At 56.2% G+C, this 18,641-nt stretch carries 19 protein-coding genes; 15 read left to right on the plus strand and 4 right to left on the minus strand.

From position 1 onward, the window contains the following. The first annotated feature begins 51 nt into the window (after nucleotides 1-51). Complete coding sequence (gene rhtC / locus M2433_RS23115) at nucleotides 52-672, plus strand: threonine export protein RhtC (RefSeq protein ID WP_006179256.1); 621 nt, start codon at nucleotides 52-54, stop codon at nucleotides 670-672. Here rhtC and rhtB read toward each other — a convergent pair. Further along, nucleotides 669-1,289, minus strand: coding sequence for a homoserine/homoserine lactone efflux protein (gene rhtB, locus M2433_RS23120; RefSeq protein ID WP_063431778.1), 621 nt, complete (start codon nucleotides 1,287-1,289; stop codon nucleotides 669-671). The two genes, rhtC and rhtB, sit on opposite strands and share 4 nt — an antisense overlap. A 109-nt stretch (nucleotides 1,290-1,398) precedes the next feature. Here rhtB and pldB point away from each other — a divergent pair, with 109 nt between their 5' ends. The 3 genes from pldB (at nucleotide 1,399) to M2433_RS23135 (ending at nucleotide 4,199) form a co-directional block, all read left to right on the plus strand. Beyond that, a complete protein-coding gene (gene pldB, locus M2433_RS23125) occupies nucleotides 1,399-2,391 on the plus strand; it encodes a lysophospholipase L2 (protein ID WP_047345450.1) in 993 nt (330 codons plus the stop codon). Nucleotides 2,392-2,416: 25 nt separating this feature from the next. Next, nucleotides 2,417-3,217 (plus strand): sugar/pyridoxal phosphate phosphatase YigL, encoded by an 801-nt coding sequence (gene yigL / locus M2433_RS23130; RefSeq protein WP_063431779.1) that lies wholly within the window; start codon nucleotides 2,417-2,419, stop codon nucleotides 3,215-3,217. Between the two features lie 82 nt (nucleotides 3,218-3,299). Next, nucleotides 3,300-4,199 carry a carboxylate/amino acid/amine transporter gene (locus M2433_RS23135; protein ID WP_429057845.1) on the plus strand — a complete coding sequence of 300 codons (900 nt, stop codon included), beginning with the start codon at nucleotides 3,300-3,302 and terminating at the stop codon, nucleotides 4,197-4,199. On the opposite strand, the gene metR is transcribed toward M2433_RS23135, so the two are convergent. Further along, complete coding sequence (gene metR / locus M2433_RS23140) at nucleotides 4,087-5,040, minus strand: HTH-type transcriptional regulator MetR (protein WP_048339012.1); 954 nt, start codon at nucleotides 5,038-5,040, stop codon at nucleotides 4,087-4,089. The two genes, M2433_RS23135 and metR, sit on opposite strands and share 113 nt — an antisense overlap. Nucleotides 5,041-5,155: 115 nt before the next feature. On the opposite strand from metR, the gene metE reads away from it, so the two are divergent. Next, nucleotides 5,156-7,417 carry a 5-methyltetrahydropteroyltriglutamate--homocysteine S-methyltransferase gene (gene metE / locus M2433_RS23145; RefSeq protein ID WP_429057843.1) on the plus strand — a complete coding sequence of 754 codons (2,262 nt, stop codon included), beginning with the start codon at nucleotides 5,156-5,158 and terminating at the stop codon, nucleotides 7,415-7,417. An 81-nt stretch (nucleotides 7,418-7,498) separates the two neighbouring features. Here the strand turns inward: metE and M2433_RS23150 are convergent, their stop codons facing one another. Then, nucleotides 7,499-8,305, minus strand: a complete 807-nt coding sequence (locus tag M2433_RS23150) for a dienelactone hydrolase family protein (protein ID WP_429057841.1) — start codon at nucleotides 8,303-8,305, stop codon at nucleotides 7,499-7,501. Nucleotides 8,306-8,560: 255 nt separating this feature from the next. Between M2433_RS23150 and udp the strand changes: the two genes are divergently transcribed. The 9 genes from udp to tatD all read left to right on the plus strand — a co-directional run bounded on the left by udp (nucleotide 8,561) and on the right by tatD (nucleotide 16,469). Beyond that, entirely contained in the window at nucleotides 8,561-9,322 is a 762-nt protein-coding gene (udp, locus tag M2433_RS23155; protein WP_059347454.1) for a uridine phosphorylase, read from the plus strand. Nucleotides 9,323-9,461: 139 nt separating this feature from the next. Further along, a complete protein-coding gene (gene rmuC, locus M2433_RS23160) occupies nucleotides 9,462-10,919 on the plus strand; it encodes a DNA recombination protein RmuC (protein ID WP_429057839.1) in 1,458 nt (485 codons plus the stop codon). 66 nt (nucleotides 10,920-10,985) lie between these two features. Continuing rightward, nucleotides 10,986-11,741 carry a bifunctional demethylmenaquinone methyltransferase/2-methoxy-6-polyprenyl-1,4-benzoquinol methylase UbiE gene (ubiE, locus tag M2433_RS23165; RefSeq protein WP_008501525.1) on the plus strand — a complete coding sequence of 252 codons (756 nt, stop codon included), beginning with the start codon at nucleotides 10,986-10,988 and terminating at the stop codon, nucleotides 11,739-11,741. 13 nt (nucleotides 11,742-11,754) lie between these two features. Next, nucleotides 11,755-12,360 carry a ubiquinone biosynthesis protein UbiJ gene (gene ubiJ / locus M2433_RS23170; RefSeq protein WP_063431786.1) on the plus strand — a complete coding sequence of 202 codons (606 nt, stop codon included), beginning with the start codon at nucleotides 11,755-11,757 and terminating at the stop codon, nucleotides 12,358-12,360. Continuing rightward, nucleotides 12,357-13,997 (plus strand): ubiquinone biosynthesis regulatory protein kinase UbiB, encoded by a 1,641-nt coding sequence (ubiB, locus tag M2433_RS23175; protein WP_429057836.1) that lies wholly within the window; start codon nucleotides 12,357-12,359, stop codon nucleotides 13,995-13,997. Before ubiJ ends, ubiB begins: the two co-directional genes overlap by 4 nt. 74 nt (nucleotides 13,998-14,071) lie before the next feature. Next, nucleotides 14,072-14,326, plus strand: a complete 255-nt coding sequence (gene tatA / locus M2433_RS23180; RefSeq protein WP_047345440.1) for a Sec-independent protein translocase subunit TatA — start codon at nucleotides 14,072-14,074, stop codon at nucleotides 14,324-14,326. A gap of 3 nt (nucleotides 14,327-14,329) precedes the next feature. Next, nucleotides 14,330-14,872, plus strand: a complete 543-nt coding sequence (tatB, locus tag M2433_RS23185) for a Sec-independent protein translocase protein TatB (protein ID WP_047345439.1) — start codon at nucleotides 14,330-14,332, stop codon at nucleotides 14,870-14,872. A 2-nt stretch (nucleotides 14,873-14,874) separates the two neighbouring features. After that, nucleotides 14,875-15,645, plus strand: a complete 771-nt coding sequence (gene tatC / locus M2433_RS23190; protein WP_429057835.1) for a Sec-independent protein translocase subunit TatC — start codon at nucleotides 14,875-14,877, stop codon at nucleotides 15,643-15,645. Nucleotides 15,646-15,686: 41 nt separating this feature from the next. Continuing rightward, entirely contained in the window at nucleotides 15,687-16,469 is a 783-nt protein-coding gene (tatD, locus tag M2433_RS23195) for a 3'-5' ssDNA/RNA exonuclease TatD (protein WP_429057833.1), read from the plus strand. Here tatD and rfaH read toward each other — a convergent pair. Further along, the gene (rfaH, locus tag M2433_RS23200; protein ID WP_059311547.1) at nucleotides 16,466-16,957 is read right to left on the minus strand and encodes a transcription/translation regulatory transformer protein RfaH; all 492 of its coding nucleotides are present in this window, start codon (nucleotides 16,955-16,957) and stop codon (nucleotides 16,466-16,468) included. The genes tatD and rfaH overlap by 4 nt on opposite strands. Nucleotides 16,958-17,127: 170 nt before the next feature. On the opposite strand from rfaH, the gene ubiD reads away from it, so the two are divergent. Beyond that, a complete protein-coding gene (gene ubiD / locus M2433_RS23205) occupies nucleotides 17,128-18,633 on the plus strand; it encodes a 4-hydroxy-3-polyprenylbenzoate decarboxylase (protein ID WP_429057831.1) in 1,506 nt (501 codons plus the stop codon). Nucleotides 18,634-18,641: the final 8 nt, after the last annotated feature.

Consider the following 18,641-nt stretch of genomic DNA (forward strand, 5'->3'; position numbering starts at 1 on the left):
AAAAAAGTGTCAGGATGATGACTCACTGAATTATTTCCCTGCGAGCGAATTATGTTGATGCTATTTCTCACCGTGGCGTTAGTGCACATCGTTGCGCTGATGAGCCCGGGCCCGGACTTTTTCTTCGTGTCACAAACGGCCGTCAGCCGCTCCCGTAAAGAGGCCATGATGGGCGTGCTCGGTATTACTATGGGCGTCATGGTCTGGGCCGCGGTCGCGCTGCTTGGCCTGAACCTGATTCTGGCGAAGATGGCCTGGCTACATAACATCATTATGGTTGGCGGTGGCCTGTACCTGTGCTGGATGGGCTACCAGATGCTGCGCGGCGCGCTGAAAAAAGAAGAGAAAAAACCGGAAGAGCCAAAGGTTGAGCTGGCAACGGGCGGCCGCAGCTTTGTGAAAGGGCTGCTGACCAACCTGGCAAACCCGAAAGCCATTATCTATTTCGGCTCGGTGTTCTCGCTGTTTGTCGGGGATAACGTCGGCGCGGGCGCGCGCTGGGGTATCTTCCTGCTGATCGTCGTTGAGACCTTTGCGTGGTTCACCGTGGTGGCAAGCCTGTTTGCCTTACCGGCAATGCGCCGTGGCTATCAGCGCATCGCGAAGTGGATTGACGGCTTCGCCGGCGCGCTGTTCGCCGGCTTCGGCATTCATCTCATCATTTCTCGCTAAGCATGACGCGCTGAAGCAAGCAGCGCGCCAACCAGCATAAACAGCGAGCCAAAGACTTTATTCAGGGCCTTCATCTGCTTAGGCCCTTTAATCCACGCCGCAATCCGCTGCGCCAGGGTCGCGTAACCAATCATCACGATGATATCGACGATAATGGTGGTCGCACCCAGCACCACGTACTGCATCACCTGGGGCTGATGTGGCACGATAAACTGCGGGAACAGCGCGGCGAGGAAGACGATGCTTTTTGGGTTGGTGAGGTTGACGAACACCGCGCGCTTAAACAGATGGCCGCGATTTTGCGTCTGAGCGAGCGTATTCAGGTTGATGGAGCCCGCCGCGCGCCACTGCTGAATACCCAGCCAGATCAGATACGCTGCACCGGCCCATTTCAGTATCTCAAAAGCCAGTACCGAGCGGGAGAACAGGGTGCCCAGGCCAATTCCGACCAGGACGATGTGAATGCCCAGCCCGGCCTGCAAACCGGCAATCGACGCTGCCGCACCGCGATAGCCGTGGTTGATGGAGGTGGTCATGGTGTTAATGGCGCCCGAGCCCGGTGAAAGGCTAAGGATGATGGATGTCAGCAGGTAAGCGAACCACCACTCGAAGGTCATTTGAAACTCCCGAATCGTCTGTTTTTATGCCACAATACGCTATTGTTGAGTCATTTTGTGACCGGTTACGAAAAAACGATATTCCTTGGCTTACGTGAGTGGAAACCCGATGTTTCAGCAGAAAAAGGACTGGGAAACACGAGAAAACGCATTTGCTGCTTTCTCCATGGGGCCGCTGACCGATTTCTGGCGCCAGCGTGAGGAAGATGAGTTTACGGGCGTCGGTGATATACCGGTACGCTTTGTGCGTTTTCACGATAAGAAAAATGACCGGGTCATCGTAGTCTGTCCCGGGCGTATTGAGAGCTACATCAAATACGCCGAACTGGCCTATGACCTGTTCCATCTGGGCTTCGATGTGTTGATTATCGATCACCGCGGGCAGGGGCTTTCGGGCCGCCTGTTATCGGATACGCATCGCGGCCATGTGGATAGCTTCAGCGATTACGTCGACGATCTCGCCGCGTTCTGGCAGCAGGAGGTCGAGCCGGGCCCATGGCGGAAGCGCTATATCCTGGCGCATTCGATGGGCGGTGCGATTTCAACGCTGTTTTTACAGCGTCACGAGCACCAGTGCGACGCCATTGCGCTCACCGCGCCGATGTACGGCATCGTCATGCGCTTTCCGGACTGGATGGTACGCCATATTCTCGACTGGGCTGAGGGCCATCAGCGCATTCGTGAAGGTTACGCCATCGGCACCGGGCGCTGGCGGGCATTGCCGTTTGCGATGAACGTGCTGACCCACAGCCGACAGCGCTATCGTCGTAACCTGCGTTTTTATGCCGATGAACCGCGCCTGCGCGTGGGTGGCCCGACATATCACTGGGTGCGGGAAGGGATCCTTGCCGGTGAGCAGGTTCTGGCGGGCGTCGCGAATGATGACACGCCAACGCTACTGATTCAGGCTGAAGAAGAGCGTGTGGTGGATAACCGCATGCATGACCGCTTTTGCGAACTCCGCGCTGCCGCCGGGCACCCTTGTGAAGGGGGAAAACCGTTGGTCATCAACGGCGCGTACCATGAGATCCTTTTTGAAAAGGACGCTATGCGCTCAGTCGCGCTTAACGCCATCGTCGAGTTTTTCGACCGGCATAACTGATTTTCTATTGAGGTTAAATTTCCCTATGTACCAGGTTGTTGCATCTGATTTAGATGGCACGCTGCTTTCTCCCGACCACACCCTGTCGCCTTACGCGAAAGAGACCTTAAAGCTGCTGACCGCCCGGGGCGTGAACTTTGTGTTCGCCACCGGCCGCCACCACGTAGACGTAGGGCAGATCCGCGATAATCTTGAGATCAAATCGTACATGATCACCTCTAACGGTGCGCGCGTGCATGATACCGACGGCAACCTGATCTTTACCCACAACCTGGATCGCGATATTGCCGCCGATCTGTTCGGGGTCGTGCATAACAACCCGAACATCGTCACCAACGTTTACCGCGACGACGACTGGTTCATGAACCGCCACCGCCCGGAAGAGATGCGTTTCTTCAAGGAAGCCGTATTCCAGTACTCGCTGTACGAGCCGGGCCTGCTGGAGCCGGAAGGGATCAGCAAGGTGTTCTTCACCTGCGTAAACCATGAGGAATTGCTGCCGCTTGAGCAGGCGATCAACGCGCGCTGGGGCGATCGCGTCAACGTGAGCTTCTCAACGCTGACCTGTCTGGAAGTGATGGCCGGAGGCGTCTCCAAAGGCCACGCGCTGGAAGCGGTTGCGAAACGTCTGGGCTTCGAGCTGAAAGACTGCATCGCCTTTGGTGACGGCATGAACGACGCCGAAATGCTTTCTATGGCGGGCAAGGGCTGCATTATGGAGAACGCGCACCAGCGTCTGAAAGACCTGCATCCGGAGCTGGAAGTGATCGGCACCAACGGCGACAACGCGGTACCGAAATATCTGCGCAAGCTGTTCCTTGAATAATCTTCATTCGGTTATTTATTGCTCAGTTGTCAACTAAAGAGTTCGCTACAATGCCTGTCCTTCTTTCTGAGAGACAAGCATTGTGGCGCTACTCATTATCACCACTATCCTGTGGGCCTTCTCCTTTAGCCTGATTGGCGAATACCTTGCCGGTTCGGTCGACAGCTACTTCTCGGTGCTGATGCGCGTGGGGCTGGCAGCGCTGGTGTTCCTGCCGTTTCTGCGTACGCGCGGGCAATCGTTGAAAACGATCGTGCTGTATATGCTGGTGGGGGCGATGCAGCTCGGCATCATGTATCTGTTTAGCTTCCGGGCTTACGTCTACCTGTCCGTCTCTGAATTCCTGCTGTTCACCGTGCTTACGCCGCTCTATATCACGCTAATCTACGATTTGCTCAGCAAGCGCCGCCTGCGCTGGGGATATCTTTTAAGTGCGGCGCTGGCGGTGCTTGGGGCGGCGATTATTCGCTATGACAAGGTAAGCGATCACTTCTGGACTGGGTTGATGTTCGTCCAGCTCGCCAATATCAGCTTCGCCATCGGCATGGTGGGATACAAACGGCTGATGGAGACCCGTCCGATGCCGCAGCACAACGCGTTCGCCTGGTTCTATATGGGGGCCGCGATTGTCGCGGTGGTGGCGTGGTTTATGCTCGGCAACCCGCAAAAACTGCCGACTACCACCGTGCAGTGGAGCGTTCTGGTCTGGCTGGGCGTGGTGGCTTCCGGGCTGGGATACTTCATGTGGAACTACGGCGCTACGCAGGTAGACGCCGGTACGCTGGGGATCATGAACAACGTGCATGTCCCGGCAGGGCTGCTGGTCAACCTCGCCATCTGGCAGCAACAGCCGCACTGGCCGAGCTTCATTATTGGGGGAACGGTGATCCTGGCTTCGCTGTGGGTCCATCGACGCTGGGTCGCTCCGCGCTCCGCACAAACGGAAGATGGTCGCACGCGTGGTTCCGCGCTGAGCGAATAAACGCCTCTGTAATCGGCTGACGCTGCTCGCCATCGCGCACGGCGGCGTACAGCCTGCTCCACAGTCCTTCACCCAGGGTTTTGGTGACCACCAGACCCTGGCGTTCAAAACTTTCCACCACCCAATGCGGCAGCGCTGCGATACCCATTCTGGCCGCCACCATCTGAATCAACAGCAGGGTATTATCCACGCTTTTCAGCTGCGGGCTAATGCCTGCGGGCTGCAGGAAGTGACGCCAGATATCCAGACGACTGCGCTGAACCGGGTAAATCAGCAGCGTTTCTGTCGCCAGATCTTCCGGCGTGATGCGCGTTTTAGCCGCCAGGGGATGATCCGGCGCCAGCACCAGGCGCACTTCATAATCAAACATCGGCGAATAGTGCAGGCCGCTGCGCGGCAGTATGTCGGAGGTCATGACCAGATCCAGCTCGCCCTGCTGCAGCGAGGGCTGCGGGTCGAACGTCACGCCGGATTTAAAGTCCATCTCCACCTGCGGCCACTTCTGGCGGAAGTTCTCAAGCGCGGGGGTCAGCCACTGAATACAGCTGTGGCATTCAATGGCGATACGCAGTTTGGTCTGCTGCGGTTCGTTACACGCCTGCAGCGCGCTGGCGATCTGCGGCAGCACCTGATTCGCCAGCTGCAGCAGGATCTCGCCCTGAGGCGTAAAGCGCAGCGGCTGGCTCTTACGCACAAAAAGACGAAATCCAAGGCGCTGTTCCAGATCGCTGAACTGGTGAGAAAGGGCGGACTGGGTCTGGTGCAGCGTGGCCGCCGCCGCCGCGAGCGAGCCGCAGTTCCGCAACGCTTGTAGCGTTTTCAGGTGTTTTATCTCGATCATGAAAGTCCTTCACTTCGCCATGAACATTTTGCGCTTGAGGAATATACAGTACCTGCCAATTATAGATGTGTAAACATCTGGACGTCTAAATAACGAATTTCACAAGGGGCATACCATGACAATCCGCAATCACACTCTCGGTTTTCCTCGCGTTGGCCTGCGTCGCGAGCTGAAAAAAGCGCAAGAAAGCTACTGGGCGGGTAACGCCACCCGTGAAGAACTGCTGGCGGTAGGACGCGAACTGCGCGCCCGTCACTGGGATCAGCAAAAACAGGCGGGTATTGACCTGCTGCCGGTGGGCGATTTCGCCTGGTACGACCATGTTCTGACGACCAGCCTGCTGCTTGGCAACGTGCCGGCTCGTCATCAGAACAAAGATGGATCGGTAGATATCGATACCCTGTTCCGCATCGGCCGTGGCCGTGCGCCAACGGGTGAGCCTGCGGCAGCGGCGGAAATGACCAAGTGGTTTAACACCAACTATCACTATATGGTGCCGGAGTTCGTAAAAGGCCAGCAGTTCAGGCTAACCTGGACGCAGCTTCTGGATGAGGTGGACGAAGCGCTGGCGCTGGGCCACCAGGTGAAACCGGTGCTGCTCGGGCCGGTAACGTACCTGTGGCTGGGTAAAGTGAAGGGCGAGCAGTTTGACCGCCTCAGCCTGCTGAAAGATATTCTGCCGGTCTACAAACAGGTGCTGATTGAGCTGGGCAAACGCGGCATTCAGTGGGTGCAAATCGACGAACCCGCGCTGGTGCTCGAACTGCCGCAGGAGTGGCTCGATGCCTTCAATCCGGCGTATGACGCGCTGACCGGTCAGGTAAAACTCCTGCTGACCACCTATTTTGAAGGCGTGACGCCGAACCAGAAGACCATTACCGCGCTGCCGGTTCAGGGCCTGCACATTGACCTCGTACACGGTAAAGATGACGTGACGGAACTGCACAAGCGCCTGCCAGCGGACTGGCTGCTCTCCGCTGGCCTGATCAACGGCCGTAACGTCTGGCGCGCCGATCTCACCGAGAAATATGCCCAGATTAAGGACATTGTCGGCAAACGTGAGCTTTGGGTAGCATCTTCCTGTTCGCTGCTGCACAGCCCGATCGATCTGAGCGTGGAAACGCGTCTGGATACCGAGGTCAAAAGCTGGTTTGCCTTCGCGCTGCAAAAATGTGAAGAGCTGGCTCTGCTGCGCGACGCGCTCAACAGCGGCGACACGGCGGCGATTGCCGAATGGAGCGCACCGATTCAGGCGCGCCGTCACTCGGCTCGCGTGCATAACCCGGCGGTGGAAAAACGCCTGGCGGCCATCACCGCCCAGGACAGCCAGCGTCAGAGCCCGTATGAGGTGCGCGCTGAAGCACAGCGCGCCCGCTTCAACCTGCCTGCCTGGCCGACCACCACAATTGGTTCCTTCCCGCAGACCACCGAGATCCGCGGCCTGCGTCTGGACTTCAAAAAAGGCAATCTGGATGCGAATCACTACCGCACCGGCATCGCTGAACACATCAAGCAGGCGATTATCGAGCAGGAACGTCTGGGTCTGGACGTGCTGGTGCACGGTGAGGCCGAGCGTAACGACATGGTGGAATACTTCGGTGAACATCTGGACGGTTTCGTCTTTACCCAGAACGGCTGGGTGCAGAGCTACGGCTCCCGCTGCGTGAAGCCACCGGTGGTTATCGGTGACGTCAGCCGCCCGGAAGCGATCACCGTGGAGTGGGCGAAATACGCGCAGTCCCTGACGGACAAGCCGGTGAAAGGCATGCTCACCGGTCCGGTAACGATTCTTTGCTGGTCCTTCCCGCGTGAAGACGTGACCCGTGAAACCATCGCGAAGCAAATTGCGCTGGCGCTGCGGGACGAAGTGGCGGATCTCGAAGCCGCAGGCATTGGCATTATTCAGATTGACGAACCGGCGCTGCGCGAAGGCTTGCCGCTGCGTCGCAGCGACTGGGATGCGTACTTACAGTGGGGCGTGGAAGCGTTCCGCATCAATGCCGCGGTCGCGAAGGACGACACTCAAATTCACACCCACATGTGTTACTGCGAATTTAACGACATCATGGATTCGATTGCCGCGCTGGATGCTGACGTGATCACCATCGAGACCTCGCGTTCAGACATGGAGCTGCTGGAGTCGTTCGAAGAGTTCGACTATCCGAATGAGATTGGGCCGGGCGTGTACGATATTCACTCCCCGAACGTGCCGAGCGTGGAGTGGATTGAAGCCCTGCTGAAAAAAGCGGCTCAGCGCATTCCGGCAGAGCGCCTTTGGGTAAACCCGGACTGCGGACTGAAAACCCGCGGCTGGCCGGAAACCCGCGCAGCGCTCGCCAACATGGTGAAGGCGGCGCAGAACCTGCGACAGGCGTAGTGATGCTGGATTGCCGGGTGGCGCTAACGCTAGCCGGCCTACCTTAAGGCCCGGTAAGGCGTAGCCGCCACCGGGCTTTTTTTACGCTTTCTTCCCGCCGTACTGGCTAAACCACGCCAGCATCCGCTGCCAGCCATCTTTGGCTGATTCAGCGTGATAGCTCGGACGATAATCGGCGTTAAACGCATGGCCTGCATCCGGGTACACCACAATCTCCGCCTTCGCATTGGCCGCGCGGAGCGCATGGCGCATGGTCTCTACCGAATCAAGCGAAATACCGGTGTCCTGACCGCCGTACAGCCCTAGCACCGGAGCATTTAACTCGGTGGCGATATCCACGGGATGTTTCGGTGAATTCAGCGTTTTTTCACCTACCAGTTTGCCGTACCAGGCGACAGCGGCTTTGAGCTGCGGGTTATGTGCGGCGTACAGCCAGCTAATGCGCCCGCCCCAGCAGAAACCGGTGACCAGCAGACGATGTGGATCGCCCCCGTTGCGCGCCGCCCAGCTGGCAACGTGGTCGAGATCGGCCAGCACCTGTGCGTCAGGAACCTTGCTGACCAGGTTGCTGAGCAGTGTAGGAATATCGCTGTAGTTGTTCGGATCGCCCTGACGGAAGTAGAGCTCTGGGGCAACGGCCAGATACCCTTCCAGCGCCAGCCGGCGGCAGAGGTCGCGAATGTGCTCGTGAACCCCAAAAATCTCCTGAATCACAATCACGATGGGCAGCGGGCCGTCTGCCGATTTTGGCCGCGCGTGCCAGGCAGGCATATTCTCCCCCTGCGAGGGAATGGAGGTCTCGCCCGCCGTAATTTCCGCTTCTGACGTCGAAACGATGGTGGAAGCGTGTGGGGCCGCAGCAGGTGCAAAACCGGTTTTTTCAGTCATGGCATTCTCCGTACCAATGAGTTAGCGCAAAGGTAAATATAGACACCAGGTTAACAACTCACAGTGCCTTAAACGGTCTATCTTTTGTGCAGCATCTGGCGATATAACTTGTTAATGTGATGTAAATCACTTTTTTATGGAAATTTAATGCAATCATTTTCATTCATGGTGAGATGTGTCACGAAATTATGCTTACCGCTTCTGTAAAGTACCGTTTTACTTCTTCTGACTAACCGACCCACAGAGGAGTCACCTATGTCTAAGTCTGATGTTTTTCATCTCGGCCTCACCAAAAACGATTTACAAGGGGCTACGCTCGCAATCGTCCCTGGCGATCCTGAGCGTGTGGAAAAGATCGCCGCGCTGATGGATAAGCCGGTCAAGCTGGCAGCCCATCGCGAATTCACCACCTGGCGTGCAGAGCTGGATGGTAAAGCCGTGATCGTCTGTTCTACCGGTATCGGTGGACCGTCTACTTCAATTGCTGTTGAAGAGCTGGCGCAGCTGGGCATTCGTACTTTCCTGCGTATCGGTACCACCGGCGCTATTCAGCCGCACATCAACGTGGGCGACGTGCTGGTCACGACTGCGTCCGTACGTCTGGACGGAGCAAGCCTGCACTTTGCACCGATGGAATTCCCGGCAGTAGCAGACTTTGAATGTACCACTGCGCTGGTTGAAGCCGCGAAATCCGTAGGCGCGACTACCCACGTGGGCGTAACGGCCTCTTCCGACACCTTCTACCCGGGCCAGGAGCGTTACGACACCTTCTCCGGCCGCGTAGTAAACCGCTTCAAAGGCTCAATGGAAGAGTGGCAGTCCATGGGCGTGATGAACTACGAAATGGAATCCGCAACGCTGCTGACCATGTGCGCAAGCCAGGGTCTGCGTGCCGGTATGGTGGCGGGCGTTATCGTCAACCGTACTCAGCAGGAGATCCCGAACGCCGAAACCATGAAGCAGACCGAAAGTCATGCGGTGAAAATCGTGGTTGAAGCCGCGCGTCGCCTGATCTAGTCCTCTCCTTTCGAAATCAAAGGCCGACACGTTCGGCCTTTTTTTTTGCGTAGCGCCTCGCAGGAAAACCCTTTCAAACTGGACGTTTATACAGCACAATCTTATTTTGTGCGGGTAATACGTTGATGCAGGGGGCATTGTGGATATCTCAATCCTGATATATGCGGTGATTGCGCTGGCGGGCGTGGCGATAGGCTGGCTCATTTCCAGCTATCAACATGCGCAGCAGAAGGCCGATCAATTGGCAGAGCGCGAAGAGATAGTCGCTGAATTAAGCGCGGCAAAGCAGCAGTTTGCCCTGAGCGAACACTGGCGCGATGAGTGTGAACTGCTCAACAACGAGCTGCGTAATCTGCGTGATATCAACACCTCGCTGGAGGCCGATCTCCGCGAAGTGACCACCCGCCTTGAATCCACGCAACTGCATGCGGAAGACAAAATCCGCCAGATGATCAACAGCGAGCAGCGTCTCAGCGAACAGTTTGAGAACCTCGCCAACCGTATTTTTGAGCACAGCAACCGCCGCGTTGACGAACAGAACCGCCAGAGTCTGAACAGCCTGCTGACGCCCCTGCGCGAACAGCTGGACGGTTTTCGCCGCCAGGTGCAGGACAGCTTTGGTCAGGAAGCCCGCGAGCGCCACACGCTGGCGCATGAGATTCGCAATCTTCAGCAGCTCAATGCGCAAATGGCGCAGGAAGCGGTCAACCTGACCCGGGCGCTTAAAGGGGATAACAAAACCCAAGGCAACTGGGGAGAAGTGGTGCTTACCCGCGTACTGGAAGCTTCTGGCCTGCGGGAAGGGTATGAATACGAAACGCAGGTGAGTATCGAAAACGATGCCCGCTCGCGTATGCAGCCGGATGTCATAGTGCGGCTGCCGCAGGGTAAAGATGTGGTGATTGATGCCAAAATGACGCTGGTGGCATATGAGCGCTACTTTAATGCGGAAGATGACTTCACGCGTGAGTCTGCCCTGCAGGAGCACATTGCCTCCGTGCGTAACCACATTCGCCTGCTCGGCAGAAAAGATTATCAGCAACTGCCTGGCCTGCGCTCGCTGGACTATGTTCTGATGTTTATCCCGGTTGAGCCCGCGTTTCTGCTGGCGCTCGACAGACAGCCTGAGCTGATCACCGAAGCGCTCAAAAACAACATTATGCTGGTCAGCCCCACCACGCTGCTGGTGGCCCTGCGCACCATTGCCAACCTGTGGCGCTATGAGCACCAGAGCCGCAACGCGCAGCAGATTGCCGATCGCGCCAGCAAGCTGTACGACAAAATGCGCCTCTTCGTGGACGACATGTCTTCGGTCGGGCAGAGCCTGGATCGTGCGCAGGATAACTACCGTCAGGCGATGAAAAAACTCGCCTCCGGCCGTGGCAATCTTCTGGTGCAGGCCGAAGCATTCCGCAGCCTTGGGGTAGAGGTTAAACGCGAGATTAATCCGGAATTGGTCGATCAGGCTATCGCCCAGGACGAAGAGTTTCGCCTACGTGAAGGTGCGGACGAACAAAAGACAAACAGTGAAGACAACACCTTAGCGGCAGATTTATCACCCGAAGAGCCTCCCGCGCGTTTCTTTCGCGGTGGTTGAAACGTAGGGCAATCGCGCCCAATCTGTTACACTTCACGAACATTTTACTGATAAGCAGGCTCTGAGATGGTTGACGATTCACAAGACACAACGCACTTTGGCTTTCAGACTGTCGCCAAAGCGCAGAAAGCTGACATGGTGGCCCACGTATTTCATTCCGTGGCGGCGAAGTACGATGTGATGAATGACCTGATGTCGTTCGGTATTCATCGCTTGTGGAAGCGCTTCACCATTGACTGTAGCGGCGTGCGTCGTGGACAAACTGTGCTGGATTTAGCCGGCGGTACGGGCGATTTAACCGCGAAATTCTCCCGTCTGGTGGGCGAAACCGGTCGCGTTGTTCTCGCAGATATTAATGACTCCATGCTGAAAATGGGACGCGAAAAGCTGCGTAACATCGGCGTGGTGGGAAATGTGGAATATGTGCAGGCAAACGCCGAAGCGCTGCCGTTCCCGGACAACACCTTCGACTGCATCACTATCTCCTTCGGCCTGCGTAACGTTACCGATAAAGAAAAAGCGCTGCGTTCCATGTATCGCGTGCTGAAGCCGGGTGGACGCCTGCTGGTGCTCGAGTTCTCTAAACCCATTATTGAGCCGCTGAGCAAAGCTTACGACGCCTATTCCTTCCACGTGCTGCCGCGCATCGGCGAGCTGGTGGCCAACGACGCGGAAAGCTATCGCTATCTGGCGGAGTCTATCCGTATGCACCCGGATCAGGACACCTTAAAAGCCATGATGCAGGACGCGGAATTTGAGAACGTTGAATATTTCAACCTGACGGCGGGTGTCGTCGCGCTGCATCGCGGTTACAAATTCTGAGTGGAGGTGTCCCGTGCCCTTTAAACCCTTAGTCTCCGCAGGCATCGAGAATGTACTGAACGCTTTTCTGTATCGCGCTCCGGCGCTGAAAGCTGCACGTCAGCGGCTGAGCGGGAAGGTATTACGTATTGTTTTAAAAGAGTTCTCGACGCCGCTTGTGCTGGTCTTCAGCGAACGCCAGCTCGACGTTCTGGGGGAGTGGGAAGGTGAAGCCGACTGCTCGGTCATCACTCACATGAGCGTGCTGCCAAAACTGCGCGATCGTCAGCAATTAACGGCGCTTATCCGCAGCGGTGAGCTGGAAGTGGAAGGCGATATTCAGGTCGTGCAGAACTTCGTTGCGCTCACCGATCTGGCTGAGTTCGATCCGGCAGAGCTGCTCGCGCCATTTATCGGCGACATTGCCGCCGAGGGCATCGGGAAAGTCCTTCATGGTGGCGCGTCTTTTGCGCGCAAAAGCTTTCAACGCCAGCAACGCTATGCGGCAGAAGTGCTGACGGAGGAGTGGCGAATGGCGCCCGGGTCACTGGAAGTTGCGTGGTTTGCGGAAGAGACCGCTGCTGTAGAACGTGCGGTTGATGCGTTAACCAAACGGCTGGAAAAACTGGAGGGCAAATGACGCCTGGTGAAATTCGGCGCCTCTATTTCATTATTCGCACCTTTTTGAGCTACGGGCTCGACGAGCTTATCCCCAAAATGCGTATCACGCTGCCGCTTCGTATCTGGCGGCGAATGCTGTTCTGGATGCCCAATCGTCATAAAGGTCAGCCGCTGGGCGAGCGTCTGCGCCTGGCGCTGCAGGAGCTGGGGCCGGTGTGGATTAAGTTCGGACAGATGCTCTCGACCCGTCGCGATCTCTTCCCGCCACTGATTGCTGATGAGCTCGCGATGCTGCAGGATCGGGTCGCACCGTTTGACGGCGCGCGCGCGAAAAAGCAAATTGAAGAGGCGATGGGTAATATTCCCGTCGAGACCTGGTTTGACGATTTCGACATTCAGCCACTGGCGTCGGCCTCTATCGCGCAGGTGCACACCGCGCGTCTGAAAGAAAACGGCAAAGAAGTCGTTATTAAAGTCATTCGTCCGGACATCCTCCCTATCATCAAAGCAGACATGAAGCTGATTTATCGTCTGGCGCGCTGGGTGCCGCGTCTGCTGCCGGACGGGCGCCGTCTGCGTCCGATGGAAGTGGTGCGGGAATATGAAAAAACGCTGATTGACGAGCTTAACCTCCTGCGCGAGTCGGCAAACGCCATTCAGCTGCGTCGCAACTTTGAAAACAGCCCGATGCTCTATGTACCTGAAGTCTATTCTGACTACTGCAGCCAGAACATGATGGTAATGGAGCGCATCTACGGTATTCCCGTCTCTGATGTGGTGGCCCTGGAAAAACAGGGAACGAACATGAAGCTGTTGGCCGAACGTGGCGTACAGGTGTTCTTTACTCAGGTATTCCGCGACAGCTTTTTCCATGCGGACATGCACCCGGGCAACATCTTCGTGAGCTACGAGCACCCTGAAGATCCGAAGTATATCGGTATCGACTGCGGGATTGTGGGGTCGCTGAATAAAGAAGATAAACGCTATCTGGCAGAGAATTTCATCGCTTTCTTCAATCGCGACTACCGTAAGGTGGCCGAGTTGCACGTTGATTCCGGCTGGGTTCCACCGGACACCAACGTCGAAGAGTTCGAGTTTGCTATCCGAACCGTTTGCGAACCGATTTTTGAAAAACCGCTGGCGGAAATCTCCTTCGGGCACGTGCTGTTAAACCTGTTCAACACCGCTCGTCGCTTTAATATGGAAGTTCAGCCGCAGCTAGTTTTACTTCAGAAAACATTACTTTACGTTGAGGGTGTAGGCCGACAGCTCTATCCTCAGTTAGACTTGTGGAAGACCGCGAAACCATTCCTGGAATCCTGGATTAAGGATCAGGTTGGCATTCCGGCGCTGGTACGCTCGCTGAAGGAGAAAGGCCCGTTCTGGATAGAGAAAATGCCTGAAATTCCTGAACTGGTTTATGACAGTTTGCGTCAGAGCAAGAACCTTCAGCACAGTATGGATAAAATCGCCCGCGAGCTTCAGTCCAGCCGCGTTCGTCAGGGTCAGTCACGCTATCTCTTTGGGATTGGCGCAACGCTGCTGCTGAGCGGTACGCTGCTGCTGATCAACCGTCCGGACTGGCAGATGATGCCCGCCTGGCTGATGGCTGGCGGGGCTGTTGTCTGGCTGGCCGGCTGGCGAAAAACGCGCTGAGTTCGTCGCCTTCGACGGGTCGCATACGTATAATGCGACCTGACTAATTAATCATCTATCCCTGAGGAACATGTATGGGTGGTATCAGTATTTGGCAATTGTTGATCATTGCCGTCATCGTCGTGCTGCTGTTTGGCACCAAAAAGCTCGGTTCTATTGGTTCCGATCTGGGCGCGTCTATCAAAGGCTTCAAGAAAGCGATGAGCGATGATGAGAGCAAGCAGGATAAAACCAGCCAGGACGCTGACTTTACTGCTAAATCCATCTCTGACAAGCAAGAAGAAGCGAAAAAGGAAGACGCTAAAAGCCACGATAAAGAGCAGGTATAAGCCGTGTTCGACATTGGTTTTAGTGAGCTGCTGCTGGTCTTTGTGATTGGCCTGATCGTGTTGGGGCCGCAGCGTCTGCCGGTGGCAGTGAAAACCGTTGCGGGCTGGGTGCGTGCGCTGAGATCGCTGGCATCGACCGTACAGAATGAACTGGCGCAGGAGCTTAAGCTGCAGGAATTTCAGGAAAGCCTGAAAAAGGTTGAGAAGGCGAGCATGGATAACCTGACGCCGGAGCTGAAAGCCTCAATGGATGAACTGCGTGAAGCGGCGGAATCCATGAAGCGTTCTTACAGCGTTAACGATCCTGAAAAAGCGAGCGATGAAGCGAACACCATCCATAACCCGGTGGTGAAGGGCAGCGAGGAGCAGCGTGAGGGCGTAACGCCAGCCAGCGCTGAACATCAGGCTGCCGCGCCGGAACAGACGCCGCAGGAAACTGAAGTGAAAAAACAGGCGCAGCCGGAAGACCCCGCGATAAAAGTGGCGGAGGCGAAGCCCGCCGCACCTGTTTCCGAATCATCCCCTTCGTCGAGTGATAAAGCGTAAACATGGCTGTAGATGATACTCAACCGCTTATTACGCACCTCATAGAGCTGCGTAAACGCCTGTTAAACTGCATTATTGCGGTTCTCATTATTTTTCTATGCCTGGTCTATTTCGCCAACGATATCTACCAGGTTGTCTCTGCTCCGCTGATTAAGCAGATGCCGCTGGGCGCAACAATGATTGCGACGGACGTGGCTTCTCCGTTCTTTACCCCCATCAAGCTTACCTTCTGGGTATCGCTGATTGCCTCAGCGCCGGTCATTCTGTATCAGGTATGGGCATTTGTGGCGCCGGCCTTGTACAAGCATGAACGCAAGCTGGTGATCCCGCTTCTGGTCTCCAGCTCACTGCTGTTCTATATCGGTATGGCGTTTGCCTATTTCGTTGTCTTCCCGCTGGCCTTCGGCTTCCTCACGCACACCGCGCCGGAAGGGGTTCAGGTGTCGACGGATATCGCCAGCTACCTCAGCTTTGTCATGGCGCTGTTTATGGCGTTCGGCGTGGCATTCGAAGTGCCGGTGGCTATCGTGCTGCTTTGCTGGGTAGGGGTAACCACGCCGGATGACCTGCGTAAGAAGCGTCCGTATATCCTGGTAGGCGCATTTGTGGTCGGTATGCTGCTGACGCCGCCAGATGTTTTCTCGCAGACGCTGCTGGCCATACCGATGTACTGCCTGTTTGAGGTCGGCGTGTTCTTCTCGCGTTTCTACGTGGGTAAAGGACGTCGAACGGATGACGAAGACGATACGTCCGACAAGACTACTGAAGAGTAAAACCAGCCGCCCGTCAGGGCGGTTGTTACATGGGGATTAGCATGTTTGATATCGGACTCAACCTGACCAGCTCGCAGTTTGCGAAAGATCGCGATGAGGTGGTCGCGCGTGCGTTTGCGGCTGGGGTGAAAGGACTATTGCTGACGGGGACCAACCTGCATGAAAGCGAGCAGGCGCAGCAGCTGGCGCAACGCTACGATCGCTGTTGGTCTACCGCTGGCGTGCATCCTCATGACAGCAGCCAGTGGACCCCGGACAGTAGCGAAACCCTGCACAGGCTGGCGCAGACGCCAGACGTTGTGGCGATCGGTGAATGCGGTCTCGATTTCAACCGTAACTTTTCTACGCCTGAAGAGCAGGAAAGGGCGTTCACTGCCCAGCTTGCACTGGCGGCAGAGCTTGAAATGCCCGTATTTATGCACTGCCGCGACGCGCATGAGCGTTTCCTGGCGCTGCTGGATCCGTGGCTAAATAAACTGCCCGGCGCGGTGCTGCACTGCTTCACCGGCTCCCGCCAGGAGGCGCTGGATTGCCTGAAGCGAGGGCTTTATCTTGGCATTACCGGCTGGGTTTGCGATGAGCGCCGCGGGCTTGAGCTTCGGGAACTGTTACCCGCTATCCCGGCTGAGCGGCTGCTTTTTGAAACCGATGCGCCTTATCTGCTGCCGCGCGATATGAAACCCAAACCGGCCTCGCGGCGAAATGAGCCCGCCTGGCTGGGGCACATTGTTGAGAGCGTAGCGAAGTGGCGCGGAGAGGATCCACAATGGCTTTCCGCGCAGACGGATGACAACGTGCGTACTCTGTTCGGGATAGGTTTTTAAACTTTGCGGAAGTCGGTGTTTTTAACGCTCTGAAGCACCTGCTTGTTCAGCAGGTTGAGCAACAGCATGGAGCGGGCTTCACCGTCTGGCTCGGCAAAAATTGCCTGCAGGCCTTCAAAAGCGCCTTCCGTAATGACAACGCAATCGCCCGTGTAAGGCGTTTCCGGGTCGGTGATCCCTTCAGGCTGTTGGTAAACTGACAGCTGGTGAATAACCGTCGACGGAACCGTTGCCGGATGGGCACCAAAACGAACAAAGTGGCTGACGCCGCGCGTGGCGCTGATGGTGGTGGTGTGGATCACCTCCGGGTCGAACTCCACGAACAGGTAGTTCGGGAATAGCGGCTCACTCACGGTTGTGCGCTTCCCGCGCTGCATCTTTTCAAGCGTGATCACGGGCGTCAGGCAATTTACAGACTGACGTTCAAGATGTTCCTGCGCGCGCTGAAGCTGCCCGCGTTTGCAATACAGTAAATACCAGGCCTGCATAATCACTCTTTCCCTTAGTTCGGGGCGCAAGCATATCAAAACCCTGGCGGGATCGCTAAGTTGATTATAATGGGGGAAAACGCAACAGAACGCATAAGTTCACGCTTGTTTAACAAAATTACAGCATCAAGCAGTCTTACGCCGTATAATGAAGCGCTTACAGAGAGGCCATGATTAACTGCATGAAATACCACGATCTCCGCGACTTCCTGACGCTGCTGGAAAAGCAGGGTGAACTCAAACGCATTACACTTCCTGTTGATCCTTATCTGGAGATGACAGAAATAGCTGACCGCACCCTGCGTGCCGGTGGCCCCGCATTACTTTTTGAAAATCCGAAAGGTTACTCAATGCCGGTGCTGTGCAACCTGTTTGGTACACCGCGTCGTGTCGCACTGGGGATGGGGCAGGAGGACGTCACGGCGCTGCGCGAAGTGGGTAAACTGCTGGCGTTTCTGAAAGAGCCGGAGCCACCGAAAGGCTTCCGCGATCTGTTCGACAAACTGCCGCAGTTTAAGCAGGTGCTGAACATGCCTACCAAACGCCTGCGTGGCGCGCCGTGCCAGCAGAAAGTGCTGGAAGGCGATGCGGTTGATTTGACTAAAATCCCTATTATGCAGTGCTGGCCTGAAGATGCCGCTCCGCTGATCACCTGGGGGCTTACCGTGACGCGCGGCCCCCACAAAGAGCGCCAGAATCTGGGTATTTACCGCCAGCAGTTGATTGGCAAGAATAAGCTCATCATGCGCTGGCTGTCGCACCGCGGCGGCGCGCTGGATTTCCAGGAGTGGTGCGCTGCGCATCCTGGTGAACGTTTCCCGGTTTCAGTTGCGCTAGGTGCCGATCCGGCCACCATTCTTGGGGCGGTAACGCCCGTACCGGATACGCTCTCTGAATATGCGTTTGCAGGTCTGCTGCGCGGGACCAAAACGGACGTCGTGAAGTGTATCTCTAACGATCTCGAAGTTCCGGCCAGTGCAGAAATCGTGCTGGAAGGTTACATTGAGCAGGGTGAACTGGCACCGGAAGGTCCCTACGGCGACCACACCGGCTATTACAACGAAGTGGATAACTTCCCGGTGTTTACCGTGACGCATATTACGCAGCGTGAAGATGCGATTTATCACTCCACGTATACCGGACGTCCACCGGACGAACCTGCGGTACTGGGCGTGGCGCTGAATGAAGTGTTTGTGCCTATCCTGCAAAAACAGTTCCCGGAAATCGTAGATTTCTATCTGCCGCCTGAAGGATGCTCGTATCGCATGGCGGTGGTCACGATGAAGAAACAGTATCCTGGCCACGCTAAACGCGTAATGATGGGCGTATGGTCTTTCCTGCGCCAGTTTATGTATACCAAATTTGTTATTGTCTGCGATGATGACGTTAACGCCCGCGACTGGAATGACGTCATTTGGGCCATTACCACGCGAATGGACCCGGCGCGTGATACGGTGTTAGTTGAAAACACGCCGATAGATTACCTGGATTTTGCCTCGCCGGTTTCCGGCCTTGGCTCAAAAATGGGACTGGATGCCACAAATAAATGGCCCGGCGAAACCGACCGTGAATGGGGTCGCCCGATCAAAAAAGATCCTGCCGTGACCGCGCGAATTGACGCGATCTGGGACGAACTGGCCATAATGAGTAACGGTAAGCCTGAATCTGACCGTTAAGCCCTATA

This window comes from Enterobacter sp. AC1 (genome assembly GCF_050434705.1).
In the GTDB taxonomy this organism is placed as follows: Bacteria; Pseudomonadota; Gammaproteobacteria; order Enterobacterales; family Enterobacteriaceae; genus Enterobacter; species Enterobacter cloacae_L.